The sequence below is a fragment of the Exiguobacterium sp. R-39 genome, from assembly GCF_049942815.1.
In the GTDB taxonomy this organism is placed as follows: Bacteria; Bacillota; Bacilli; order Exiguobacteriales; family Exiguobacteriaceae; genus Exiguobacterium_A.
In genome coordinates this window covers 2,627,470-2,651,293 of sequence record NZ_CP187965.1, presented here as the reverse complement: position 1 = coordinate 2,651,293, position 23,824 = coordinate 2,627,470, and the positions used below count along the sequence as shown (strand labels likewise).

24 protein-coding genes are annotated in these 23,824 nt (G+C 44.9%); 16 read left to right on the top strand and 8 right to left on the bottom strand.

Annotated elements, in window-relative coordinates; all coding sequences use genetic code 11:
- Window positions 1–380: 380 nt before the first annotated feature.
- Complete coding sequence (locus ACP26N_RS13810) at window positions 381–2,465, top strand: EAL domain-containing protein (RefSeq protein ID WP_426354132.1); 2,085 nt, start codon at window positions 381–383, stop codon at window positions 2,463–2,465.
- 226 nt (window positions 2,466–2,691) lie between these two features.
- A complete protein-coding gene (locus ACP26N_RS13805) occupies window positions 2,692–3,510 on the top strand; it encodes a tyrosine-type recombinase/integrase (protein WP_426354130.1) in 819 nt (272 codons plus the stop codon).
- On the opposite strand, the gene ACP26N_RS13800 is transcribed toward ACP26N_RS13805, so the two are convergent.
- Together ACP26N_RS13800 and ACP26N_RS13795 are read right to left on the bottom strand one after the other, a co-directional pair.
- The gene (locus ACP26N_RS13800) at window positions 3,491–4,324 is read right to left on the bottom strand and encodes a tyrosine-type recombinase/integrase (RefSeq protein WP_426354128.1); all 834 of its coding nucleotides are present in this window, start codon (window positions 4,322–4,324) and stop codon (window positions 3,491–3,493) included. The genes ACP26N_RS13805 and ACP26N_RS13800 overlap by 20 nt on opposite strands.
- Window positions 4,321–4,755, bottom strand: coding sequence for a sigma factor (locus ACP26N_RS13795; RefSeq protein ID WP_426354126.1), 435 nt, complete (start codon window positions 4,753–4,755; stop codon window positions 4,321–4,323). The genes ACP26N_RS13800 and ACP26N_RS13795 overlap by 4 nt, the downstream gene beginning before the upstream one ends.
- A 458-nt stretch (window positions 4,756–5,213) precedes the next feature.
- Here ACP26N_RS13795 and ACP26N_RS13790 point away from each other — a divergent pair, with 458 nt between their 5' ends.
- Both ACP26N_RS13790 and ACP26N_RS13785 read left to right on the top strand, forming a co-directional pair.
- Complete coding sequence (locus ACP26N_RS13790; protein ID WP_188004750.1) at window positions 5,214–5,654, top strand: hypothetical protein; 441 nt, start codon at window positions 5,214–5,216, stop codon at window positions 5,652–5,654.
- Between the two features lie 115 nt (window positions 5,655–5,769).
- Window positions 5,770–7,302, top strand: coding sequence for an FAD-dependent oxidoreductase (locus ACP26N_RS13785; RefSeq protein ID WP_426354125.1), 1,533 nt, complete (start codon window positions 5,770–5,772; stop codon window positions 7,300–7,302).
- A gap of 40 nt (window positions 7,303–7,342) precedes the next feature.
- Here the strand turns inward: ACP26N_RS13785 and ACP26N_RS13780 are convergent, their stop codons facing one another.
- Complete coding sequence (locus ACP26N_RS13780; protein WP_131502350.1) at window positions 7,343–8,020, bottom strand: DUF3298 and DUF4163 domain-containing protein; 678 nt, start codon at window positions 8,018–8,020, stop codon at window positions 7,343–7,345.
- 342 nt (window positions 8,021–8,362) lie between these two features.
- Here ACP26N_RS13780 and ACP26N_RS13775 point away from each other — a divergent pair, with 342 nt between their 5' ends.
- Both ACP26N_RS13775 and ACP26N_RS13770 read left to right on the top strand, forming a co-directional pair.
- On the top strand, window positions 8,363–9,382 hold the full coding sequence (locus ACP26N_RS13775) for a fatty acid desaturase (RefSeq protein ID WP_131502349.1): 1,020 nt from the start codon (window positions 8,363–8,365) through the stop codon (window positions 9,380–9,382).
- A 127-nt stretch (window positions 9,383–9,509) separates the two neighbouring features.
- Window positions 9,510–10,022, top strand: coding sequence for a VanZ family protein (locus ACP26N_RS13770; protein ID WP_131502348.1), 513 nt, complete (start codon window positions 9,510–9,512; stop codon window positions 10,020–10,022).
- Between the two features lie 55 nt (window positions 10,023–10,077).
- On the opposite strand, the gene ACP26N_RS13765 is transcribed toward ACP26N_RS13770, so the two are convergent.
- Window positions 10,078–10,272, bottom strand: a complete 195-nt coding sequence (locus tag ACP26N_RS13765; protein ID WP_131502347.1) for a hypothetical protein — start codon at window positions 10,270–10,272, stop codon at window positions 10,078–10,080.
- 363 nt (window positions 10,273–10,635) lie between these two features.
- Here ACP26N_RS13765 and ACP26N_RS13760 point away from each other — a divergent pair, with 363 nt between their 5' ends.
- Entirely contained in the window at window positions 10,636–12,048 is a 1,413-nt protein-coding gene (locus ACP26N_RS13760; protein ID WP_426354122.1) for an ankyrin repeat domain-containing protein, read from the top strand.
- 81 nt (window positions 12,049–12,129) lie between these two features.
- Here the strand turns inward: ACP26N_RS13760 and ACP26N_RS13755 are convergent, their stop codons facing one another.
- Window positions 12,130–14,253: a 5'-nucleotidase C-terminal domain-containing protein gene (locus ACP26N_RS13755; RefSeq protein WP_426354120.1), complete on the bottom strand. Its 2,124-nt coding sequence runs from the start codon at window positions 14,251–14,253 to the stop codon at window positions 12,130–12,132.
- A gap of 821 nt (window positions 14,254–15,074) precedes the next feature.
- Between ACP26N_RS13755 and ACP26N_RS13750 the strand changes: the two genes are divergently transcribed.
- The 3 genes from ACP26N_RS13750 to galU all read left to right on the top strand — a co-directional run bounded on the left by ACP26N_RS13750 (window position 15,075) and on the right by galU (window position 17,841).
- Window positions 15,075–15,884, top strand: a complete 810-nt coding sequence (locus ACP26N_RS13750) for an ABC transporter permease (RefSeq protein ID WP_026827415.1) — start codon at window positions 15,075–15,077, stop codon at window positions 15,882–15,884.
- A 14-nt stretch (window positions 15,885–15,898) separates the two neighbouring features.
- On the top strand, window positions 15,899–16,852 hold the full coding sequence (locus tag ACP26N_RS13745; protein ID WP_131502342.1) for an ATP-binding cassette domain-containing protein: 954 nt from the start codon (window positions 15,899–15,901) through the stop codon (window positions 16,850–16,852).
- A gap of 110 nt (window positions 16,853–16,962) precedes the next feature.
- Window positions 16,963–17,841 carry a UTP--glucose-1-phosphate uridylyltransferase GalU gene (gene galU, locus ACP26N_RS13740; protein WP_426354117.1) on the top strand — a complete coding sequence of 293 codons (879 nt, stop codon included), beginning with the start codon at window positions 16,963–16,965 and terminating at the stop codon, window positions 17,839–17,841.
- A 68-nt stretch (window positions 17,842–17,909) separates the two neighbouring features.
- Here the strand turns inward: galU and ACP26N_RS13735 are convergent, their stop codons facing one another.
- Window positions 17,910–18,491, bottom strand: a complete 582-nt coding sequence (locus tag ACP26N_RS13735; protein ID WP_426354116.1) for a TIGR00730 family Rossman fold protein — start codon at window positions 18,489–18,491, stop codon at window positions 17,910–17,912.
- Between the two features lie 130 nt (window positions 18,492–18,621).
- Here ACP26N_RS13735 and ACP26N_RS13730 point away from each other — a divergent pair, with 130 nt between their 5' ends.
- Both ACP26N_RS13730 and ACP26N_RS13725 read left to right on the top strand, forming a co-directional pair.
- Window positions 18,622–18,795: a hypothetical protein gene (locus tag ACP26N_RS13730; RefSeq protein WP_012371451.1), complete on the top strand. Its 174-nt coding sequence runs from the start codon at window positions 18,622–18,624 to the stop codon at window positions 18,793–18,795.
- Window positions 18,796–19,094: 299 nt separating this feature from the next.
- A complete protein-coding gene (locus ACP26N_RS13725; RefSeq protein ID WP_426354114.1) occupies window positions 19,095–19,466 on the top strand; it encodes a hypothetical protein in 372 nt (123 codons plus the stop codon).
- 9 nt (window positions 19,467–19,475) lie between these two features.
- On the opposite strand, the gene ACP26N_RS13720 is transcribed toward ACP26N_RS13725, so the two are convergent.
- Window positions 19,476–20,354, bottom strand: a complete 879-nt coding sequence (locus ACP26N_RS13720) for a helix-turn-helix domain-containing protein (RefSeq protein WP_131502338.1) — start codon at window positions 20,352–20,354, stop codon at window positions 19,476–19,478.
- A gap of 147 nt (window positions 20,355–20,501) precedes the next feature.
- Here ACP26N_RS13720 and ACP26N_RS13715 point away from each other — a divergent pair, with 147 nt between their 5' ends.
- The 4 genes from ACP26N_RS13715 (at window position 20,502) to ACP26N_RS13700 (ending at window position 23,255) form a co-directional block, all read left to right on the top strand.
- Window positions 20,502–20,648: a hypothetical protein gene (locus ACP26N_RS13715; RefSeq protein WP_426354112.1), complete on the top strand. Its 147-nt coding sequence runs from the start codon at window positions 20,502–20,504 to the stop codon at window positions 20,646–20,648.
- A gap of 81 nt (window positions 20,649–20,729) precedes the next feature.
- Window positions 20,730–21,938 carry a hypothetical protein gene (locus ACP26N_RS13710; RefSeq protein ID WP_426354110.1) on the top strand — a complete coding sequence of 403 codons (1,209 nt, stop codon included), beginning with the start codon at window positions 20,730–20,732 and terminating at the stop codon, window positions 21,936–21,938.
- On the top strand, window positions 21,931–22,674 hold the full coding sequence (locus ACP26N_RS13705; protein WP_131502336.1) for a hypothetical protein: 744 nt from the start codon (window positions 21,931–21,933) through the stop codon (window positions 22,672–22,674). Before ACP26N_RS13710 ends, ACP26N_RS13705 begins: the two co-directional genes overlap by 8 nt.
- A 272-nt stretch (window positions 22,675–22,946) precedes the next feature.
- On the top strand, window positions 22,947–23,255 hold the full coding sequence (locus ACP26N_RS13700) for a hypothetical protein (protein ID WP_131972206.1): 309 nt from the start codon (window positions 22,947–22,949) through the stop codon (window positions 23,253–23,255).
- A 69-nt stretch (window positions 23,256–23,324) separates the two neighbouring features.
- Here ACP26N_RS13700 and ACP26N_RS13695 read toward each other — a convergent pair whose 3' ends face one another.
- Window positions 23,325–23,744 carry a helix-turn-helix domain-containing protein gene (locus tag ACP26N_RS13695; protein WP_426354107.1) on the bottom strand — a complete coding sequence of 140 codons (420 nt, stop codon included), beginning with the start codon at window positions 23,742–23,744 and terminating at the stop codon, window positions 23,325–23,327.
- Window positions 23,745–23,824 lie beyond the last annotated feature (80 nt).

The window sequence follows — 23,824 nt, the reverse complement described above, 5'->3', positions numbered from 1 at the left end:
CCTGTGAGCTGAGCGATAGGCAAGTGTTGAAGTAGTGATCATATATTCGAACAGACGATAAAGCAAAAATGGGTTTGGATGAAGTGAAATTTGAAGAGACGGACAAAAGCGGAACTTTTTGTTTGATTAAGGAGTTCAGCCTTTGGAGCATGAGAAGCGCATAGTTAAGCAGTTTTTAATCTATATTAGTGATACAACCTTTACTTGATTAAAGTAAGAGTTATTTTTATTACTTTTTTTAAAATGATGCGTGTCAGACTCACTAGTGTAATAGAAACAAATGCTATTTACAGTTTAAACTAATTGATGAAGTTGTCCGATAATATAGTACAAGATTAGGCAAAATCATTAATGACTTGATGAGAGGACTGTAAAAATATATGCTCAATGTTTTTAAAAAATCAAGTGAGATTTTAAAACCACGTGCACACGTTGTTTTATCAGGCTCTCTGAATGAAGATATGAATTTCCTAGAAGGGCACCCTGATGCCATTTTTATATTAAATACAAAAGGTGAAATATTAACATGTAATAGTAAATTACTTGTTCTATTAGGATACAAAAGGGAAGAACTCAAAAGCTTTTTAGAAGAAGTCGTCCCACTGACTCATCAGGAAGAGGTAAAAGAGTCTTTTCAAAGTACTCTTAAAGGCAAGACAGTTCATTATTCAATTGTAATTCGCCAGCAGAATGGCCAATCGCTTACAACGGAAATCACAAATATTCCGTACTATCAAGAAGGCGTAATTAGCGGAGTATATGGCATCGTGCGTGATGTTACGGAAGAACAAACCTTTAAAAAGAATTATGCAGAATTGTTAAAACGAAATGAAGAAGAAGTATGGCGTTTAGCCACTCATGATCATGTTACAAAGCTACCGAATCGTTTTTATCTTATGAATACAGCAGAGCAATGGCTTAATGAAGATAAAAGCATGACTGTAATAGCAATTAGTTTTAATCAAATCAGCGAAATAAACCGTACTTTGGGATACACGTATGGGGATGTATGGCTTCACGCGACGGCACAGCTCTTAAAAAACAACACACCTAAAGAGGCGTTCATCGGACAGTTGATAGGTGATGATTATGTAATTTTACTTCCCGAGTTGATAGGGTTCAATAAAGAGGAATGGATCGAAACGCTTTTATCGTTTAATAATCATAAATTTAGTTTAGAGTCGTACGAATGGTATGCCAAAGTTTCATTAGGAGTAAGTAACAGTAGTCCTGGTGAAGACGAAAAAGCCGAAACTTTAATCCGCCATGCTAATATTGCTTTGGATCGATCTAAAAAAAGTACTACTAAAGTCCATATTTATGATGCCTATTTAGACATTGAGGCCTTCAAGCGTTATAAAATCTATTCAGACTTACGCTATGCAGTTTTGCGAGAAGAATTGTTTTTGGAATACCAACCAAAAGTAAATGCATGGACTGGTAAAGTGGAAGGGGCAGAAGCATTAATTCGCTGGGATCATCCGAAGTGGGGTCGTATTCCTCCGAATGATTTTATTCCACTTGCAGAGGAAAGTTCTGTCCATCTGAAAATTGCAGATTGGGTCGTAGAAGAAACATGTAGACAACTATCGGAATGGAAAAAGCAAAATCTTTTACTAGTACCTATCTCAATAAATGTTTCTCCCAAAAGATTATTACATGGTGATTTTGCAGAGGTTGTCTTTAAAAACTTAAGAAAACATAAGTTACCTTCTTCCTTGTTTGAAATTGAGATTTCAGAAACAGATATTTTATATGAAAATGTAAAAATCTCAGAAACACTGCGTCAATTGCATGATAAAGGGATAAGTATCTCTTTAGATGATTTTGGAAAAGGATATTCCTCTATTTCTTATCTACAGGACTATCCGATTGATACGATTAAAATAGATCGTAAGTTTATCAAGGATATTGATTCAGAAATTCGTGCCCGTTCCATCGTAAGGTCCGCAATTTTTATTGGTCAAGAGTTTAGATTGAATATTGTAGCGGAAGGCGTAGAAACTGCTGCGCAATTACAAGTTCTTCGCGGATTAGATTGTCCTACTATTCAAGGCTATTTATTCAGTCAACCTTTACTAGAAGCGGATTTTGCTGAAGTATTATCACGTCAACTGTTACTACCGAAAGAAGAGATTACTAATAAAGAGATTGCTACGTTATCGTTGCAGGCGAAATTGACAATTGATCGTATTGACGACGTGCCGGTGAAAATTGGCTCCTCTGTCATCATGATTTGCAGAACTAATTTGAAAAACTTAACTTTTTATTCTAACATTCGTTTTCCTGTTAAAGAGGAAGTGGAGTATAGATTGACTGTAGAGTTAACGGATAGATTTCAGGATGTTTCAATCCGGCTTCACGCTATGAAAGAGCTCTCAAACGGATTGCTGGAATATGAAGGATACTATACCAGCATTCATCAATCACATATCGTCATCACTGCCTTTCAAAACCTTAGATGAAGTAAAGCTTTAAAGTGCCGCTGACCTGTAGTCTCTTCCAGTTTTATCTTTATATACGAAGTTAGGCTGAGTGACAATATTAAGAAAGAAACAATCAAATGGTACAAACTTTCCGATTTTTCTACATTTTAAAAAGTTCACGGGTAGAGTTATTATATGAATGGGATTGAATAAAAAGTGAATGGGGAATTGAGGGGGAAATACTTTCTAAAAGGAGGTTCTTCTCATGACACATTTTGAATATCTAGACCACTATTTGAAAACGCATCTTTTTTATAGTAAATCGACAATCAAAGCATATCGCAGTGATTTACGACAAATGAAAAATCATCAAATTGAATGGTCGATGAAATCCTTGCAACGTTACTTTAATGAGTTGATTAAACGATACAAACCAACGACCGCGATGCGGCGATATCATGCCTTGATGGCACTGGGAAATGAACTCATCCGAGCGAAACGTCTCAAAGTTAATCCGATGAAACAAGTCCGTCCGATTGTTCACCAGCATATCCAACAACGTGAGCATCATCCACTCGAAGAAACGATTCAAATGATTCGTCACATTACGGATCCGACCTATCGTCTCTTCTTTGAACTCATCAGTCAAACGGGCCTCCGCTTTATGGAGGCCCGTTTGTTGTCGATTGAAGATATTCAGTTTGCGAAGTCGACGTTACTTGTACGACATGGGAAAGGACGACGATTGCGGACGGTTCCGCTTGGAGAAGGACTGGTGAGTAAGCTTCGAACGTTTTTAGAAGGACGGACGACAGGGCTCGTCTTTCAGTCTGTCCGAGGCAAAGCCATCAATGAGCAGTCGGCTCGTGATGCATTACGTAAGCAGTCGCTTGCTAAGCGTGGACGATCGTTACATCCGCATGACTTACGTGTGTCGTTTGCAACGTATCTCTATCAGACAGGAAATCGGAAACTGCTGGAAATTCAGCAGTTACTTGGTCACGGTAGTTCCCGAACGACAGAAGGCTATATCATCAGTCAGGAAACGAAGCTCCAGCAAATCATCAATGCGTTATCGGCATGAGACGGTTGATTGAGGAACGAGCGACTTCTGACGACGGTAAGATATACTGTTGCGTCGTCTTCGCGTCACTATGGCCGAGCAGGCGCATGACAGTCAGTAAATCAGCGCGATGTTCCCGATAAATTGTCGTCGCGAACGTGACCCGTAAATCGTGTGGTCGGAGTGTCCGTTTTAAGACATTTTGACTGGCAAGCCGGAGTTGTTTCCGGGTCTGATTCGGGTCCAGCAAGCCTCCGGCAGTGTTTTGAAATAAGGGATCATTTGGTTGAATGTCAAGATAGCGCTTCAGGACAGTAACCAGTTCGTTATGCAGGGGAACGTAGCGTGTTTTCTGTCCCTTGCCGTGACGGACAAACAGTTGGCGTTCGATGAGATCGAGATCGGTTTGGCGTAACTGTCGTGCTTCGTTGAACCGAAGACCTGTATGTAACAGTAGGAAGTAGAACGTATACAACGTATCGTCTTGCAGGGTCTCAATGACACGTCTCGCTTCGGTGTAACTAAAGGCAGTCCGGTGTTTTGGAAGTGGACGGGTCGGTTTCTTAATCTGGGATAACGGGTTTGAAGGAATTGATTTTTCAGCGACTAAGGCATCAAATAATGTGGCCAATGCATGAATCCGTCGGGAGACGGTCGTTGGGGCATAGGTTTGTTTTAAGAACGAGATATAGCGATGGAGGGAAGGGATATCAATCGTTTTAGCGTGGGCACAAAAATGCCGGACGTCGGCGCGATAGGCTTTTTTCGTCAGCGGACTGTAGCTCGGTGACTGTTCGATGATGGCCAGTAACCGGTCCAAGTAAAACGTCATCATAGGAGTATGTCCTGGACTTTCTGTTTGAGTTCCGACTTGAGCGACCGGAGGCGGGCCGGAGAGTAGCCGAGGGTTTCCTCGTTACCATGAAGGAGGGCTTGAAGAATCGTAAATTCCTTGCGGGACAGTTCCTGTTTCAGTTGATCGAGTAGATAAGTGAACGAGACTTGCTGCTGACGGGGGAGTTCCGGTAACGTCTCGACAGCGACTTCACCGGCGAGTGTCCGGTTGCGGGTCGCCAAGTAATCGAGCATCGCACCCTTCGCGCGAATCCGGGCGAAGGTGACGGTCATGACCTTACCTTCTTCGATGGATTTCCAGAGTCGGAGAAGTGCGGCTTGACGGCATTCATCCTGTTCATTCGGATGAATCGAAAGGCGGGAGAGAAGAGAGTTGACGAGGGGAATCCATTGTTTTAAGGCTTCATTCATGACGAGATGATCCAATCTGAGATATGCATATCTATGTATTCCGCGGTAGTTTCAGTATAAGTAGAGTTATCCTGAAGCAAGTGGCGGAAACAGGCGGTTTTTCAAGAAGTTTTTCGTGTTCAGTCGTAGAAATGACGACAGTAGGAAATCGGAAAGTTTAGAAAACCGTTGGCATGATTCAAAAAAGACGATTTGAAAAGAGAGGATAACTCTACTTATCCTAAGGGGTGTTCGAAAAAGAAAATCCTTTTTTTGCAAGTCGTTACTACACAATTATTCTACAGTCTGAAAAACCAAGGTTAAAAGAAAAGACGAGATTTTTCAGATACTGCTTTCCTTGATGTGCAATAGAGAAGTAGAAGCGGATTGGCTGAAGGTGATACGGTAATTAAACCGGTAACGTTAATCTTCAACACGAACAATAATACTATTAAAAAGAAAAGGTTGGTTGAAATGGGATGAATTTAAAGAAAAAACGCCCGCGCATAACACTCATCCTAATTGGTGGTTTCCTGTTGCTAAATCTTGTCTGGTACGGGGTTACGGCGGTTGAGTACAAACCATTCGTTTCGGCTGTACCGGATTTTGATGGCGTACACAGTATGATGCAAGACGGTTTCTCCTATACGGTGGAGACACCTGACTACCTGTCTTATACAGGTAGACTGATGATCGCTGACAAACAAGCCGGATTGGCAGTCGGTGTATACCCACACTTGTTTCAAGACGACACGTACGAAGTCTGGATTCAAGAAGGATTGAATGGATATCTTCTTGACGTCAACAATCGTTTGGAACTACTCGAACCGTACGACGAGCAACAAGATGTACTTAATCGGAATAAATCGGAAATCACGCGTCTCATGGACCAAGTGAAGAGTGTGTTTTCACTTGATTGAATAACTATCTGAACCCAATTAAAATGTACTATTCATGTATGTTTTTAAAAGAACAAGGGTAACTGTAACTGTTAGCTAAGGGAATAAAAACTGACATTTACGGAGGCGGAAAATAATGAAGAATCTGGATGGATTTCCAACATCGTACTGGCGCACTTCGATTGAACCATCGAATTATCCGAAACTGGAAACAAATCTAACAAGTGACGTCGTTGTCATCGGGGCAGGCATCGCCGGACTCGTCACGGCTGTTCAACTGATTGAACGGGGCTATGACGTGACGTTGATCGAGGCTGACCGGATTGCAAGCGGGACGACCGGCTATACGACAGCAAAAGTCTCTTCACAACACGGCTTGATTTATAACGAACTGATCCAGACATTTGGCGAAGAGAAAGCACGGCTCTATCACGAAGCGAATGAAGAGGCGATTCGTTTCCTCCGTGATCAGACGACACGCCTGGCGATCGAGTGTGAGCTTGAGGAACAGGATGCTTATCTGTATGTCGCGTCAAGCGGACCGAAACACAAGCAACTGATCAAAGAAGCAGAGGCCTACAGCCGGCTTGGAATCAACGGCGGAGACGCGACGGAAGAGGTAAAAGGCAAGTTACCGTATCCTGTCGAACAGGCCCTCGTCATTCGCAATCAAGCTCAGTTCCATCCGGTGAAATACTTACTTGGTCTGGCCCGTTATTTCACGGAACAAGGCGGAAAGTTGTATGAACAGACGCGGGCGACGTCTGTCGAATCGAAACGGACACCGACGGTTCTGCTCGAATCGGGTCATCAGATTGAAGCGAAAAAGGTCATCGTCGCGACACACTTTCCGTTCAACGACTTTAAGGGACTCTACTTCTCGAAACTTGAAGTTCACCGCTCTTACATCGTCTCGGGACTTGTTCCGGAAGAGTTCCCGGACGGTATGTTCATGAGCGCGGACAAACCGAGCCGCTCGCTCCGTCATGTGCACACGGCTGACGGGAAACGGCTTGGGCTGTTCGGTGGGGAGAACCATCTGTCGGGCCATCAGACGGATACAAAAACGAACTATCAAGCGTTGGGTCATTTCGCCGAGAGTGAGTTTGGGGTAGCTGAAATTGACCAATTTTGGTCGGCCCAGGATTTGATTTCGCTCGATAAAGTACCGTACATCGGTCAGATGACGAGTGATGATCCGAATATTCTGGTCGCGACCGGATTTGCCAAATGGGGAATGACAAACGGGATTGCGGCAGGGTTGCTACTTTCCGATTTATTAACGGGAACGCCGAACCGCTTCAAGGGATTGTTTGATCCGAACCGGTCGAAGCTGAACAAGCAGGACGCGAAACAATTTGCGAAAAATAATGCCGATGTCGCAATCGAATTGCTGAAAGGGAAAGTGACCCGTGCCAGTCAATCAGCGGACGAACTCGACATCGATGAAGGGGGACTTGTCCGTCATGCCGGGAAGACGGTCGGAGGATACCGAGACGAATCCGGTGAGTTACATCTCGTCAAGACGACGTGTACGCATATGGGGTGTGACGTCAAATGGAACAACGGGGAACGATCGTGGGATTGTCCGTGTCACGGCTCGCGGTTTGATTACGAGGGGAACGTGCTCGAAGGACCGGCAGTCAAACCATTGAAAAAATTAAACTGACTAAAAAACATCCACGCCCATTGATGCGTGGATGTTTTGATTAGTTGTAAACACTTTTCGGAACAAAGATTTCCGGCTGACCTGTCGAATAAGGCGCAATCTCGTAAGACTGGAAGACGACCTTGATGCCATCCTTCATCATCAGATATTCTGATTTTTTTGAGACATCGACGTCACCCAATGTATCGACGAAGTAATCGTCATTGTTTTTTAATTTATTGTAGATGTACTTCTCAACTTTTTTAAACTGTGTCGATGTTTTTAAGACGCTTGTGATTGGCACTTCTTTACCTGTTTTCAATGAGTAGTTGACCCCATATTTATAACCAAATCCGTGGGCACCGCCTGTATAAGAATAATCCGACAAAGTGAATGTCAAATAAGACGTGTTATTTCCAGTAACTTTATAAGACGTGCTGTATGTATAGTTGCACATCGACGGATTTTTTTTGCAGTAAGAGGTTTTTCTTTCTTCTTTCTCGAAGGCTTCGATCTCTAAATAGTTTTCATAGGCGAACTTGGAGAAATCAGTTAGGTCAGCGTTGATCGTTTTTTGGACACTCGTCGATGGTCCCTTTGTGACGTACGGGTATTTCAGTGTCTTTTTCTCTTTTGCGTATTTTGTGATGACGGTCGGTTTCGTCGCTGCATCAACAGAGAAAGTGGACGGTAAAAGTAATGTCGCTGACAGCAGGGGGATGAACCAGGATTTTTTCATAAGTAATCGCTCCTTTTATTTGATAAGATTCCTCTAGTATACGAAATAGAAACTATTTTTGGAAGTATTTCCCTTGATATTCATTTATCTGAAAACAAATATTTTATGTCCGTCTGACCTTAAATATTTCGAATGATATCAGAATTTAATATTCAATCTGATTTTTAATGTGCTATAATTACCTGGTAATAAAAATATTCAAGCGTTTAACTATATCGGTCGGGTCGATCTTCATGTGGATGTTACGAATTCACCGTCACGAACGCCGTTTACAGGTTTCATATCAAGTTCATTTCATAGTAGCGTCGTGAACGCTGTACGAATTCGAGGAGGAAGCAACACATGAGTAAAGAAAAAATCGCCCAGCTTCGCAAACACGTTTCGCCTTTTGAGAAGGCAGACGTCAAATCAAGCGTCCGGCAAATGATCAATACGATCCTGCCGTTTCTCGTCGCCTGGTTCCTGGCCTATCAAGCCTTACAGATTTCTGTTTGGCTCGCTGTTCCGCTTGCGATCGTCGCAGCCGGTTTCGTCGTCCGGATGTTCATCATCTTCCACGACTGTACACACGGGTCATTCTTCAAAAACAAAAAGGCCAATGCAGTCGTCGGAACGATTACTGGCATTCTGACTTTATTCCCGTATGAGAAGTGGAAACGGGAGCACTCGATTCACCACGCATCCAGTGGGAACTTGGACAAACGCGGTGTCGGTGACATTTGGGTCATGACAATCGAAGAATATGTCGAAGCTTCAAAATGGACGCGTTTGAAATATCGTCTTTACCGTAATCCGTTCGTCATGTTTGGTCTTGGACCACTCCTGTTGATTTTAGTCGTCAGCCGCTTTAACCGGAAAGATGCCCGGAAAAAAGAACGTATCAATACGCATGTCATCAATGCGTCACTAATCGTCTTATACGGCATCATGATTTACTTCATCGGATGGCAGGCGTTCCTGATCATTCAAGGAACAACGATGTTCACGGCAGGCGTACTCGGAATCTGGTTATTCTACGTCCAGCATACGTTCGAAGACTCGTATTTCGAGGATGAGAGCGAATGGGATTACGTCAAGGCAGCTATCGAAGGCAGCTCATACTATGAATTGCCGAAAGTCTTGCAGTGGGTAACAGGGAACATCGGTTTCCACCACGTTCACCACTTAAGTCCGCGTGTACCGAACTACAACTTAGAAAAAGCGCATACGGCGACACCACCGCTTCAAAAGGCAACGACAATCGGCTTGTTCTCAAGTCTGAAGTCGCTGCGTTACAAGCTGTATGACGCTAAAAATAAAACGTTCGTGACGTTCGGGGAAATCAAGCACCTCTTGCGTGAACCGAAAACGTCTATCTCATAAACGATAGGGTCTTACTTCTTTTTAAAAGGAGTAAGGCCTTTTTTTGTTGCGAACTCCGACTTTTGCCGTATGTCTCGCCCGGGAATCCATGGTACGATGGCAAGTATTGAAAAGGAGGGATGTTCGGATGCGTCGCCCATCAATCAGCTACATCATGGCAGGAGCTATTTTGCTTTTATTATTTGGATTCAGTTCGATGAGTTATCAGCAACAATCCTTGATTCCGTTTCTGACGAATCATATCCCACTCGGATGGGTCTACGCCTTTTCGTTCGTCTCGTTTCATTATGAGGTGCCGATTAGTGTCGCAGCCCTGGGACCCGCAGCATTCCTTGAATTTTTCATCCGTAAAGGGATGCATGCCGGCCTGTTCTTCATCCTCGGGACAAGCCTCGTCCATGTCTTGCGTCTGCGCGGCTATCGTCCGGTTCCAGCTGCTTTCTTTGCCGCGACGACAGCGATGACCGTCGGAGTGTTCGATGAGTTCCATCAGCAATTGACCGGCGGACGGACCCCGCTCGTCGGAGACGTCCTCATTGATGGCAGTGGGGCTGTATTTGGAATTGTTCTGTATACGGCCATTCGCCTGTTTATCAAAGCCGACCGAATCGTTAAGACTGAGTACTTGCAGTCGAGTTAAAGACAAAAATACCCGGTCGTCTCAATCTTGCTGAGGCGACCGGGTATTTGGACGATTAGAAGCGTTGGACCCATTCGATTTTGTACTGTGTCCGACCGAATTGTTTACGAAGCATCGTATCTGCTTTTTTCCGCGCTGCCGTGTGGTCACCGGCTTTAATGATCAGGCGATCTGTGTCCACGATTTCATCCTGTTCGATAACTTGATATTGAATCGTATATTCCTTATTAAAAAGGCCTAATAATCCCAAGAAAATCACTCCCATATTCTTCATTCTAGTAGTTAGTATATGGTATTTAAGAGGGAATAGCAATTTAAATAAATGACTATTGTCGCACCTGTCACTAAAAATTATATGGTTCTAAAGAATCATTCGTCTAATGTTTCAAATGTTACGATTGATGTTGGTATAACTAGATAAATGGTGTTTGAAAGTGGCTTTTAATCAACTTATTTATAACTTTCATGAGTCTTTAGACATACTTAGGGGAGAATATATTTTTATCCTTAAAATATATTTAAATATAATGATTCGGATGATTAACAAGAATTGCCTTGGAACTCTTATGGAATTATCGGTATGATAAGAGGAGTGAGAAAAAGAGGTGAACCAATGTATGAGGAAGTGAAACAAATCAGACAGAGACAACAGTCCGCGACCGTACGAGAGCGACTTTATTTTTGGTTACTCTTGCTGAGTACACTCGTAACGGGTTGTGGCTTAATCATCGGGATTCTGACACTTGAAACAATAGGGATCATAATCGTTGGAACGGCCCTTCTTTTACTCGGTATGTTCTGGGTTCGTCAGTGGATTCGTGTCATGACCATTCGGACGGACGGGATGGTGCTGAGTGAACAGCAGCAGCCGCTTGTTTATGAACAACTTCGGCAGGATGCGGAACGACTGGGATTCTGGAAGGTGCCGGAAATCATCGTAACAAACCATAAGACAATCAAACGTCCACGGACGATCGGCTTGTTTCAAAAGTATCTGCTTGTCTTACCGACCGGTTATCCGGTCGATGAGGCGACGCGTTTCGAACTGTTGCGCGAGCTCGTCCATTTAAAACAGAACCACGCAGAGAAACGGATGCTACTGTTGCTCGGGAGTTGGGTGCCGTTCCTGAGAAGTGCTTATCTCCGGGCATGCGAAGAGACGGCTGACCGGCTGGCACTGGCTTGTCTTGCAGAAGAGGAACGTGTCCCGGCGCTTGTCCGGTCCGTTGTCGGTCCTGTCTCCTGGCAGACGTTGAACCTTGATGCCTATATCGGTCAAAAACGCCAACCGATGCCGTTTGCCGCAGCGCTCAGTGAATTGTTCCGAAATCAGTCGTCCATTTCCCGGCGGTTGACGTTTGCCGGACTCGACGCTCCGCGAAAACAGTCGACCCGTATTGCGAGTGCCGCCGTCGTCAGTCTGAGCTGTCTGGCCCTGGCCGGTCTGGTCTTCGCCGTGACCAAGCTTGAGTTGCCCACTTGGTTGTCGAATGGTGCCTCTTCCGTTGCCCAACAGACGGCGAAAGAAGACCTTGGAGAATCGAAACTGATGGCGGCGATTCAAAAGGGGACGCTCGCAGAAATCGAAACGTTGATTCCGAAGAGTGATATGCAGGCAGTCGATGCCGACGGCGATACGGCCCTGCATTATCTCGGCTACCGCAAGTCGAGTGAGGGGCTGGAAACAGTCTTTAAAGCCTTGCTTGCTGCCGGGAGTGATGTCGACGCCGTCAATGAGTTCGGCGAACGGCCGTTCATCACAGCGGTCTACAGCAACAACAAGGAATTGGTTGAGCTGTACTTAGAACGGGGTGAGAAGATCAATCAACAGGACGACGAGAAATACACACCACTCCATCACGCGGTTGAAGGCGAAGGAAAAGAGACCGTCCAACTATTGCTTGAGCGGGGCGCCGATCCGGCAATCAAAAATGCCGATGGTTATACCCCATTGATGATGGCACAGGAGTATGAGCTTGATGACATCATCATCTTGCTGAAACAAAATCAGACCCAGACGTTATGAATATAACAACAGGATGGGATGTGATCCGCCTCCTGAAGACGCAAAAAGACCGGCTGTTAAGCCCGGTCTTTTTTTGCGGAATTATTTTGTTTCTGCTTTTGTATCGACGATCCGACCTTCGATTTTGTAATCGACTTGACCGAGTGTTTTCGTAAAGTCGCGGAGGTTTTCCCAGTCCGAGAGACCAAGATCCGTCACGCGGCCGGCTTTATAAGCCACTTCGAACGGTGTGAGTCCGTCGCCACCTTTTGCTGTGAAGGCATTAGTTGCGATGACATACGTTTTCGCAAGGTCAAGGGCTTCAAACGTATCGCCGTTTTTGACTTCTACTTTCGTGACACGGTCGCCTTTTGCGAGTTTGCTGCTGTATTCGAACTTCATGCCTGAGACGTGGAGGAAACCGCCGTTTTCGATTGGAGCGACGCCAACGCTGATTTCAAGCAAGTCTTTGATTTCCTGACCTGTCAATTTCGCTGTTGCGAGTGTGTTACCGAATGGAAGTGTCGTTAAGACTTCACCGACCGTGAGTGGACCGGCATTGATGGCAGCACGGATTCCACCACCGTTTTGCATCGCGATGACTGTATCTTTGTTGTATTCTTTCGCTTTTTGGAGCATCCCGTCTGTGATCAGGTTTCCGAGTGCCGTTTCGCTGTTCCGGACATTTAGAGCGAAACCATCACCAGCGCGTGGGTTGGCGAGCTCGTTGACGATGTTCGCGCCGACTTCTTCGTTTTTCAGTTCTGTGATTTGATCAGCGTACGGTTTAAGGATAGACGCGGCAGTAGCATCTTCTGCTGCTTTCGAGACGTCGATCAATGAACCTTTATACTCTGTCAATTTCCCTTTGTAATCGAACGTCAGGTTAAGATTTCCGAGGAAATCACCATACTGGTAAGCTTGAGCGATGATCGTCGGTTCTGCTTTACCCGGTACGACCGTATCATCGACGACTGTTCCACTCTTAACATCGAATTTTTCAAGTTTCGTATGCGAGTGACCACCGACGATGACATCGATGCCGTCCACGTTACGAGCGAGCAACTGATCGTTGTCGACGGCTGGATTGTCATCAAAACCGATGTGTGTCAAAGCGACGATTTTATTGACGCCACGGTCTTCGAGTTTTTTGACGGCTGCTTTCGCGCTGTCGATGTAGTTCGCGAAGGCGACAGTTCCCGGACTCGAGATATCGGCTGTCTCTTCTGTCGTCAGACCGAAGAAACCGATTTTTTGGCCTTTGTATTCTTTAATGATGCCTTGATAGATTTTGCCTTTTTCAGGACCGGCTGTGATCGTTTTCGATTGCAGACCGCCGAGTAATTCGTTTTTGCTGAAATCGACGTTCGCTGTGATGAACGGGAATTTCGCTTTCGTGACGAACTCCTGTAACGCTAAGTGGTTGTCCGCATCCCCGAGATCGAACTCGTGGTTACCGAACGTCATCATGTCGTATTTCATATAGTTCATCAGCTCGAGATCGGCTTGTCCTTTGAACTTGTTGAAGTAAAGGGAACCGGAGAAGACATCGCCTGCATCGAGTAACAGTGACGGTGTACCGTCTGCTTTATAGGCAGCGCGGAGTTCTTTAATGACAGTCGCGCGTTTTGGTGCTTTATCGAGGTTGGCGTGCGTATCGTTCGTGTGCATCAAACCGATTGAGAAATCATCTTTATTGATATCGAGGACGTTGATTTTTGCTTTGAGTGTGATTGTTTTTCCGAGACGTGTGTAACTCGCGACGGCATATTTCACGCCGGCTTCGCTCGTATCGACTTTCGACCAGCGAACCGGCTTGTCGTAGACACGGCCTGTCGCATAGAGGACAGCCAACATTTTCGGAAGTTCCGGTTTTTCACCGACATAGATTGTCTGTTCCTTGACACTTTCAACGAACTTGACGGCATAGTTTTGAATGAGGATTTTCACTTCGATCGGTGATTTCTTCTTGCCATACGTTCCTTTGACCGTCTGATAGCGGTTGAAGATGTGACGGTCATAACTTTTCCACGTGATTTTCTCGCCCTTGTATGTAGCAGGTAACTTGACCGGGGCACCTTTTGTGAAGACGAGTGACTTGAGTTTGACCGTTTTGACCTTGACATGCGTTGCTGCCGATACAGTAGTCTGTGCAACCGGCACGATTGCCGATGTCGTCAGGGCGACAGCGACGGCTGCCGCGTAAAGCGGTTTTGATTTATACATGCGTAAAAATCCTCCTTCAAAGTGGGTGTATGAATACAAGGTCGAAATGCGATCGTTGACCTCTTCTTCTACTATAAGTCGTTCTTGACAGGTGGTGCGATAAAACTTTTGTAAAATTCGTAAATTCTTAGGTCGGACGACATGACAACCAGCGGGAGACGTCCGTTTCAGCACGTTTTTCTGGTTAATTTGACCTAAACATGTAAAATGATAACGCTTTCATTATAATCTGTCCGAATGAAAAAAGAAACGGAAATATACATCAAATCGTCAAACATTCCCATTAATTGATAATCTACTGGTGGAGTTCAGTGCATGAGTTCGGTATGATGAAGAAATGAGGAAACCGCGGGAGGAGAGCAACAAGACGATGAAAGAGACGATTCAAGGCACCATGGTTTTGGTCATCTTATGTGTGATGAGCATTTTACTGATTTGGGGATTGTCGTCCCCGCCCACGACGATTGAATTTCCACTTCTATCCCATTCCAAACCAGTCAGTAGCGATGTCTTTCATACCGCTGCCGACTGGTTTTTTTATCGGGGAGAAAGCTACAGTTTGGTGTCGGTTTGCCCAATACATTGACATGAATTTTAACGATGGCTAGAATTGATTAAGTGTATGGCACCCGGTGCCTGCTTTTTTAATAGGAAAAGAGTGCTTGAAAAGGAAGGGAGGAATGAATCAACGTGCAGGCGTCTGCCTGTCCGCAGTCGGTCGTTCGTTTGAAGAATCGCGAACGGAGCCCGTCTTTTTATTTTGAATTGGATGCAACCGAACTAAAATACATGTACCTTTACAGATCGGAAGGAAATTAATTATGTGGAAAGAAATGAAAAGCATCATCCGCGAACAAGTGGAGAATTTTCCGCTGATTCGCCGTCTCGCCCGTTATGAGATTAAATCGGCGCACGCGGAGCAACGACTTGGACTTTTGTGGGAGCTGCTCAATCCCGGTTTACAGATCTTTATTTATTGGTTCGTCTTTGGTGTCGGTCTGAAAGGGAATAAAAACGTCGACGGTGACACGCCGTTCATCGTCTGGCTCCTCTGCGGGATCGTCGTTTGGTTCTTCATCAATGATGCCTTGTTGCGCGGATCGAACTCGATCAACAGCCGACTGGCGATGGTGACAAAAATGCGTTTCCCGATGAGTGCGATTCCGTCGTATGTCATCCTATCCCGGATGTACCAGCATTTCGCGATGCTCCTGATTGTCTTCATCGTCATCATCCTGAACGGTATTCCAATCACATGGAAGTTACTCCAACTCCCGTATTATATGGCGGCGACTTACATCTTCGTCTACGCGTTCTCCCTGTGTTTCTCGACATTGATTACGCTCGTCAAAGACATTCAATTATTCCTGCAGTCGATGATGCGGATGCTCTTTTACCTGACACCGATTCTGTGGAACATCGAACGGTTCCCGGATGTCTTACATGGTGTACTTCGCCTGAATCCGGTCTTTTACCTTGTGGAAGGATACCGCGCGAGCCTGCTCGGCGGAGCCTGGGTTTGGCAGGAGTGGCCGACGGGACTTTATTTCTGGAGCGTGACACTGCTCTTGTTCACAGCCGGAACGTTTTTACACATCAAGTTCCGTAAATCATTCACCGAGCTCGTTTAAGGAAGGAAATCGCCATGTCTATGATAAAACTCGACCATGTCACGAAACGGTTCGATATGGTCACGACGACAAAAGAAAAATTTAAGTTACTGTTTAAGAATCAAAGTAAAAACGTTAAGACGTTTACGGCGCTCCGCGATGTCTCACTTGATATCGGGTCCGGTGAAGTCGTCGGTCTCGTCGGAATCAACGGTTCCGGGAAATCGACGCTGTCGAATCTGATTTCCGGTATCATCTATGCCAACGAAGGCGACGTCGAGATCAACGGGGAAGTAGCGATCATCGCCGTTTCCCAAGGGTTGAAAAACGTTTTGACCGGCCGTGAGAACATCCACCTGAAATGTTTGATGCTCGGGATGGACGATGCAGAAATCGAACGCCGGATGCCGGGGATCATTGATTTCGCGGACATCGGGGATTTCATCGATCAACCGATTAAAAAATATTCAAGCGGGATGAAATCGCGCCTCGGATTTGCGATCGCCGTCAATGTCGATGCCGACATCCTGATCGTCGATGAAGCTTTGTCAGTCGGTGACCAGACGTTTTATAACCGGTGTATCGACAAGATGAACGAGTTCAAGAACGAAGGCAAGACGATCATCTTCGTCAGTCACTCGTTGAACCAGATTCGGAGTTTTTGTGAGCGGGTCATCTGGCTCGAATACGGACAGGTTAAACTCGACGGGACGACGAAGGAAGTCGTACCGGAATACAAGAAGTTCCTGACCGAATACAAGAAGCTGACGAAAGAAGAGCAGCACCAGTACCGGCGGGATCGTCTGAAGGAACAGGGGGCCCAGGCAAAACCGGGCAAGAAAAACATGGATGCCGAAGATACCGTCAAACATCCGGGATGGATCTTGTCAGGGATCAGCTTACTGGTGCTTGCAGCCGGCAGTCTGATGGTTATCGATGAGACACCGTCATTCGCGACATTTACAGAAGCCTTCACTAAACTATTTTAAGAACGGATCAGAGACGTGTGTCTCTGGTCTTTTTTTGAGTAAAACAGGGAACAAGAGATTGGAAAGCGAATGCTTACGAGTAACGGATCAAGTGCTGAGGAGGAATGTACGTGTCAAAAGTCAGAAAAGCCATCATCCCGGCAGCCGGTCTCGGGACCCGGTTTTTACCGGCGACGAAAGCGATGCCAAAAGAAATGTTACCGATTTTAACGAAACCGACCATTCAGTATATCGTCGAAGAGGCGGTGGCATCGGGAATCGAACAGATCATCATCGTCTCCGGACGGAACAAGCGGGCAATCGAAGATCATTTCGACCACGCACCGGAACTCGAGAACATCCTGCGTCAAAAAGGGAAACTCGACTTGCTGAAAGAGGTCGATGCCTCGACGACGATGGCGGAGATTCATTATATCCGTCAAAAAGAACCGAAAGGACTGGGACATGCAATTTGGAGTGCCCGGCACTTCATCGGCGATGAGCCGTTTGCCGTCTTGCTCGGAGATGATATCATCGTCTCGGAAGAACCGGGTCTGAAACAACTGATTGATCAATACGAAGAACTGGACGCCTCGGTCGTCGGCGTCCGGCACGTCCCGACGGAAGACACACACCGGTACGGCATCATCGATCCATTGAATCAGACAGGACGCCGATATCAGGTCCGTCAGTTTGTTGAAAAACCGGTCCAGGGAACGGCACCGTCGAATATGGCGATCATCGGACGGTACATCCTGACTCCGGCGATTTTTGAATACTTGGCGACTCAAGGAGCGGGATCGGGCGGAGAGATTCAGCTGACGGATGCAATTGAACGGCTGAATGGACAAGAAGAGGTCTACGGATATGAGGTGGAAGGGAAGCGGTTCGATGTCGGGGAGAAGATGGGGTACGTCGAGACGACGTTAGCCTTTGCGCTCGAAGACGCAGAGATTCAGGCAGACGTCCGGCAGTTACTCAAACGGTATGTCGAGAGCTGGAAGGATTAAAAAAACAGGGGTGACGGATGAGAGTTCCGTTACCCCTGTCGAAAGAGAGTAGTTGTCAGCTGAATGTGTCACGTTTGCTTCGTGTTCATGTACGTTTTTACTTGCGGTGCCCGGTAAGAGCGGAAGCGTTCAAGTAACCGTTCCGGATCCGATTCGACGAGCAGCATCGACGCGTGTTCCGGAATCAGGAAACCTTGTGTCTCCATTTGTTGAAATAACGCAACGAGCGGATCGTAATAGCCGTCAATGTTTAAGATGCCGCACGGCTTTTCGTGAAGACCAAGTTGTGCCCAGGTAAAGACTTCAAAAAACTCTTCCATCGTTCCCGGACCACCGGGAAGGATGATGAATCCGTCGGCCAGTTCTGCCATTTTCGCTTTCCGGTCATGCATCGATTCGACGAGATGAAGTTCTGTCAGATTCGGATGGGCAATCTCCTTTTCCTGCAAGAAGTGGGGCAGGACACCGACTGCCTGTCCGTTGGCTGCGAGGACAGCGTCCGCAACGGCGCCCATCGTCCCGACACGTGAACCGCCATAGACAAGTCCGATTTGATGCGCTGCGAGCGTCGTCCCGAGTGTTGTTGCGGCTTGACGGAAAATGGGTGTTGCTCCATCTTTAGAACCACAAAATACTGCTAACTTTTTCATCCATAGGTCCCCCTTGTTAAAAATCGTCTTCTGTCAACATATCATATCAGGATGTTTCGAATAAGAGGGATTTTGTAAGTTTTTGACGAAGAAAAACAAATCAAGAAACGTCGAAGTGGAGGAGGAAGTAATGAGACCTAAAATCATTGTCTGGCTTGTCTTATTGATTGCAGCAATCAATCTTGCGATCGGTCTGTGGATCCCGGAATCACCTGCCCGAACGACGGTTAGCAGCATTTTGCTCGGATTGATCGTCTTACTTGGAGTAGGGTATTTCATTGCACTGCGCCGTTCGTCAAAATAAATTAAACCCGTTTCGTTTGCGTGCAGCAGACGAAACGGGTTTTTGTATACGAAAAAATCATCAAGATGAGAGTGAGTGAATATTCTAAAAAATCTATTTTCATACACTTTATCGACACAAAGGTGGATAAAATGTAAATAATATGCACGTTTCGAGACCTATGACCTAAGACGAAAGGTATGGTAAGTGTAAATAATGTGCAAAATGTATCGAATATTCGTATTCGAATATCTGAAGGGGGTCTAAGGTTATATGATGTTGTTACAGAGCTAGACAAAAAAATTAGGAGGTTGTTCATTATGAACTTGAAAAAGAAATTAGGATTAGTTGTTGGAGCGCTTGCATTAACTGCATCAATTGGATTCAGTGAAGTTGAGTCTTTGAAGTCAATAGATACAGCTCGTAACGACCTCCCAATGGAGTACTCAGTAAAACGCGACGTAGCTCGTAACGATCTCCCGATGGAGTACTCAGTAAAACGCGACGTAGCTCGTAACGATCTCCCGATGGAGTACTCAGTAAAACGCGATGTGGCTCGCAACGATCTCCCGATGGAGTACTCAGTAAAACGCGATGTGGCTCGTAACGATCTCCCGATGGAGTATTCAGTAAAACGCGACGTGGCTCGTAACGATCTTCCAATGGAGTATTCAGTAAAACCATTAGTATAATTAGGGTCTTTAAAGGGGCTTAAGGTAATGACTTTTCTTTTCAAGCATGATTTGTTTGTATTCTGTCATATTGAGTAAATCAAAAAGTAAATATGCCTTTTGATAAACCTCGCTTGTAACCTTTAAACTAGAGTTCGTCAGTTCCAAACAAGCACCTTTTTGAAATAAAAGCTGACCAAGTAACGACATGTCTTTAAACTTTATACTTTGTTGAATTCCATCGTTAACATAAGCTAAAGCAGTTTCCGGCTTTTTTAATTCAATCAAAATTTTAGAAAAGTTATACTGTATGCGGATTTTATTTAAAATCATTTCATCATTATCGAAATTAAGTCTTAATATCTCTTCATATACTCTTAAACTGTGCTTATAACTTTTGTTTTCATAATAAATATTTGCTATTGCTGCTTTAATTCTCACGATCATATCTGGTGAATAATAAATAGTGGAGTATTTATCAGAAAGATTTTGTAATTCGATAATACAAGTTCTAAAATCGGTTTTACCTAGACGGTAAGCGCACAAATGAAAGTAATATTTATATAATAAGCTCAATTCAATATTATTTGATAAAGATTCAATAAAAGCTTTAGTTTCATTAAAAATTGCATTAAAGTCTTTATTTCTGAACCTGCTTAAAAATGAGTCATCGATAAGTCTCATGGAGTTTTGTTGCTCAGTATGATCCAAAAAAACAGTAATCGGTACCTGTAATCGTCGTGATAAAGCAAAAAGCAAATCAACGGTCGGAGAATGTGTCCCACTTTCAATCTTACTGATTTCCGCCTGGCTGCAAATTCCATTCGCCAAATCCTTCTGCGTCAGATTATGTTTCTTGCGAAGGCGGCGAAGGGCCAGACCAATCTGCGGTGACGTGAATTGATCCATCGGGTTCTGTCCTTTCTGTCCAGTGGATTTGAGAAAACGATACCCTTTTCCATTATAAGAGGGAACTGGATCTGATACCAAACTTTTAGTTCAAAAAGTCGTCAACGTGTTGTCTGCCATTTTAAACGAATGAAAGGGGTAACTCCTATGAATCTCACCTTTAAAGAATCGCGCCGGACGATGACATCTTACGGCTGGTGCTTAAATGTTGCTACTGTCTCGGTCGCGCCCTTGGCAAGTCGGGAAATGGACCGGATCAAACCGGCGGCGAAACGAGAATTAAAAACTTCATGATGACGTCTCTTGCTGACGTGGCTTCATTCCGTCACAGGTTTGAAGCCTTTTTTAATACAGACTGCTGAAAGGAGCATGGATATGATCGGACTAACGGTTCTTTCTGAAAGCGAAGGCTGGTTACACCAACTCGACCCGACCGATGCCCTCACGACTTTTTGTGAGCAGCACCGGTTCTCAATGGATCGTTATGATTACGATCAGCATACGTTTTTGGATTTACTCGACTATATGGACTTTCAAGAATTCGAACATTATTTGTTTGTCCTGCGAGGAACGGGGGAGCGGACCTTGCGACTTGTCGCGTATTTACAACAGCGGATGTTACATGTTCAGTTTCATCTGATTAATGAGCGGGGCGATGTCTTGTTCGGTGATCCATATTTCTTGAACGGAACCATCCCGTTAGACGGGATGGCAGTCCATACGCAACCGATTGAATTACAAGATGCGTTGATGTCTTTATTCACCGGTGTTTATCCGGATACGGCTTCTCGTGAGCCGCAACCGTTGCGTCACGTCTATGTCGAAACAACAGAGTTACTCGACTCGATTGTACCCACCCTGTTTGATCAGATGACGATTAACAGTTTGTTGTACATTGATCAGTCGACGCGTCATGACTTGCCGGTCATTGAACTGATGAGCCGGACGCCGGTCTTGTTAGCCTTTTCCGATACGTTATCCTTTAATGTCAGAGAACGATTGGCGACGTTTGACCGCCAGGAGTTGGATGCTGCTATCAAACAGTGGCATGAGACAAGTGTCGTCTCTAATCCGGAACAGCGGATCGGGATTCTTGATTATGCGACGCTCACCGGTATGCCGTCCTCCCATCGTCTGTTCATTCACAGTGACGGGATCTACGCGGATTATGGAAAACGGCTATTGCTTAGTGCGGCGTTCGACTTAAATATTTGTCAGTTACGTCAAAATCAGTTGGCGAGATGGGAAGCGCTCGCTCCGATTACTCAGCTCGCCTTATATCCGGTTCTGTTTCAACTCGCTTCAGCGTTTCAAGAGACCAGTCAGTTCGTGACGCCTTACAGCGCATTTGAACTGCCGCGGACCGACGGAAAGATTGGTCCGCTGACGATGATTGGGATTCAGAATAACGAGGGATGTTTCGCCTTCGAACTGGTGACGAATCAGTTGTTTGAGACGGATGAGACATTCATCGCCATTCTCGAAGCTGATCAAAAGGAACGGTTTGATGTTTTGCCAGAGCGGCTTGGTACAGACTATGAATCGGCCATTCAGACGTATAAGGAGTTGATCTATCATGGATGACAGACCATTATTCGGTCCATTTGCGCGAAAAGGGAGTTATTCACGTGTTCAAGTTCTCGATCATCTGTTTGCAGACGACCGATTCATGGCACTTTATCAAGAAACGTCCACCTTGCCTGAAGTTGATGAGTTGATGTTATATCGCCGGTATCTGCAGAAAGACGACCGTGTCTTGCTGCACGGGAACTTTTCCCCGCATCTCTTCAATCTGCTATGTGAAGAAGGATATGATTTGCATCTCGTTGAACCGGAACTGAATCGGATTACGGGTATCTCTGAACAATACCTGAATCGGGTCTATGGTCTCAGCAATGAGTTGATTGATGTGATGGGGAATGGAGTATTCGATAAAATCGTTTTACCGGGTACAACAATTGCACGATATTCACGGGGGGAACTGTTGTTGTTCTTCCGGAATATCCGTCACTTATTGGCAACGGACGGTCAATTACTGATCAGTATCCATAAAGCGGATTATTTAAGACAAAATGTCCAACCGATTGCCTCGCGACGTATTGAGGACTGTACCTTGTTTTACGGTCAAAAGGTCGATCGCGACCGGTTGATTTTTAATACGTATCTGAAATCGGCTTCTGATGAGAAGGTTGGTTATGTAGTGGAACATCTGTACGAAACAGATACGTTGTTTGAATTTGCTAAACTGTCCAGGTATCGGGGACGGACATTGTACGCCGGGAAAAGCATCAGTATTTTAGAGTTTGATAAAATCGGTTGATTTTACAATCTATCTTATACTATCAAAAGGGGCAGATTTTTTTATGATCTGTCCCTTTTTGGTATCATAAAAAAATCGCGTGCTTTAAATCGTTGTTACGAAGAAAAAAATTAAAGAAGTCAGCCTTTTTGAAGATGATTAGTTCCTTAAATTGGATAAAAAATATTTTAAATACTAGTTTAACTAGGTCTAAAGGTGGGGTAATAAACAAAAGTAGCCCTTATTAATCAGTTTCATGATGCCATCAGACAATCGGAGGATAGGTAAATGTTATGGATGAGAAGGTAGCAAAACTGAAAGCCAGTTGTTTATCGTTTATCGAAACATTATTTCCGGAAGAGCGTTTTGAGTTTGTGGATTATGTTATTCTTCCCGATGCCTTTGGTAAGAGCGGAACACATTTGACATTCAAATCCGCTGCACGGGAACTCAAACTCAGTTTTGTCGATCAAGCACATAGTCGCTTCGAACGTGTTTTCTTAGCTGAAAAGACGCCGAAGTCTCCATTTTTCAACCGGATGATGGAAGCGACATATGAAGACGGTCAACTTTACATTCACCATGTCTTAAAATCTGATTGAAACGGCAAGTAAAAACACGATGAGATGTGTACAGGAAACATCCTGTCCGCTTCTCATCGTGTTTTTAAGTCAAATCTTAATCGATTGCAAACCTTGTTGGAGTGCTTGATTAATGGTTGTCGCCATATGATCACGGACCTCTTGTGTCAGCAGACGACCATCAAAGTAGACTTCCGGTGAGAGCGTCAAGTGGACGAGAACATCTTCCAGGACGAGCTTGAAATCGAGCGGTTGCGTCGGTTCGAGGGATTGAGCCATAAATTCTTGTAATGAAGGATGTTGGACATATTGGGGATCAATCAAATCAATCACAGTCGTATTCAAAGCAAGAGCAAGCCGTTCTAATGTTTGCGTATTTGGCATTCGTTGACCACGCTCGTAAGCGGAAATCGAAGTGACCGTTTCTCCGCATCGCTCAGCCAAGTGTTTTTGGGTGAACTGATGTTGTTTACGCAATTTCATGATTTTTTTTCCGAGAGCACGTTCCACGGGCCTCACCTCCTATTCTTGCCGATAAGCTTACTAGTACTAAATAACCACTTTCATTATAGCGCAAACCTTTGAAATGT

What these genes read in the sequence shown, in the direction of transcription:
- ACP26N_RS13785 (WP_426354125.1), top strand. Translation starts at nt 5,770, where the DNA reads ATGAAGAATCTGGATGGATTTCCAACATCGTACTGGCGCACTTCGATT.
- ACP26N_RS13700 (WP_131972206.1), top strand. Translation starts at nt 22,947, where the DNA reads ATGGATGAGAAGGTAGCAAAACTGAAAGCCAGTTGTTTATCGTTTATC.
- ACP26N_RS13770 (WP_131502348.1), top strand. Translation starts at nt 9,510, where the DNA reads ATGCGTCGCCCATCAATCAGCTACATCATGGCAGGAGCTATTTTGCTT.
- ACP26N_RS13720 (WP_131502338.1), bottom strand. Translation starts at nt 20,354, where the DNA reads ATGGATCAATTCACGTCACCGCAGATTGGTCTGGCCCTTCGCCGCCTT.
- ACP26N_RS13810 (WP_426354132.1), top strand. Translation starts at nt 381, where the DNA reads ATGCTCAATGTTTTTAAAAAATCAAGTGAGATTTTAAAACCACGTGCA.
- ACP26N_RS13750 (WP_026827415.1), top strand. Translation starts at nt 15,075, where the DNA reads ATGTGGAAAGAAATGAAAAGCATCATCCGCGAACAAGTGGAGAATTTT.
- ACP26N_RS13805 (WP_426354130.1), top strand. Translation starts at nt 2,692, where the DNA reads ATGACACATTTTGAATATCTAGACCACTATTTGAAAACGCATCTTTTT.
- ACP26N_RS13725 (WP_426354114.1), top strand. Translation starts at nt 19,095, where the DNA reads ATGAACTTGAAAAAGAAATTAGGATTAGTTGTTGGAGCGCTTGCATTA.
- ACP26N_RS13760 (WP_426354122.1), top strand. Translation starts at nt 10,636, where the DNA reads ATGTATGAGGAAGTGAAACAAATCAGACAGAGACAACAGTCCGCGACC.
- ACP26N_RS13775 (WP_131502349.1), top strand. Translation starts at nt 8,363, where the DNA reads ATGAGTAAAGAAAAAATCGCCCAGCTTCGCAAACACGTTTCGCCTTTT.
- ACP26N_RS13710 (WP_426354110.1), top strand. Translation starts at nt 20,730, where the DNA reads ATGATCGGACTAACGGTTCTTTCTGAAAGCGAAGGCTGGTTACACCAA.
- ACP26N_RS13735 (WP_426354116.1), bottom strand. Translation starts at nt 18,491, where the DNA reads ATGAAAAAGTTAGCAGTATTTTGTGGTTCTAAAGATGGAGCAACACCC.
- ACP26N_RS13800 (WP_426354128.1), bottom strand. Translation starts at nt 4,324, where the DNA reads ATGATGACGTTTTACTTGGACCGGTTACTGGCCATCATCGAACAGTCA.
- ACP26N_RS13715 (WP_426354112.1), top strand. Translation starts at nt 20,502, where the DNA reads ATGAATCTCACCTTTAAAGAATCGCGCCGGACGATGACATCTTACGGC.
- ACP26N_RS13780 (WP_131502350.1), bottom strand. Translation starts at nt 8,020, where the DNA reads ATGAAAAAATCCTGGTTCATCCCCCTGCTGTCAGCGACATTACTTTTA.
- ACP26N_RS13795 (WP_426354126.1), bottom strand. Translation starts at nt 4,755, where the DNA reads ATGAATGAAGCCTTAAAACAATGGATTCCCCTCGTCAACTCTCTTCTC.
- ACP26N_RS13745 (WP_131502342.1), top strand. Translation starts at nt 15,899, where the DNA reads ATGTCTATGATAAAACTCGACCATGTCACGAAACGGTTCGATATGGTC.
- ACP26N_RS13755 (WP_426354120.1), bottom strand. Translation starts at nt 14,253, where the DNA reads ATGTATAAATCAAAACCGCTTTACGCGGCAGCCGTCGCTGTCGCCCTG.
- ACP26N_RS13730 (WP_012371451.1), top strand. Translation starts at nt 18,622, where the DNA reads ATGAGACCTAAAATCATTGTCTGGCTTGTCTTATTGATTGCAGCAATC.
- ACP26N_RS13790 (WP_188004750.1), top strand. Translation starts at nt 5,214, where the DNA reads ATGAATTTAAAGAAAAAACGCCCGCGCATAACACTCATCCTAATTGGT.
- ACP26N_RS13705 (WP_131502336.1), top strand. Translation starts at nt 21,931, where the DNA reads ATGGATGACAGACCATTATTCGGTCCATTTGCGCGAAAAGGGAGTTAT.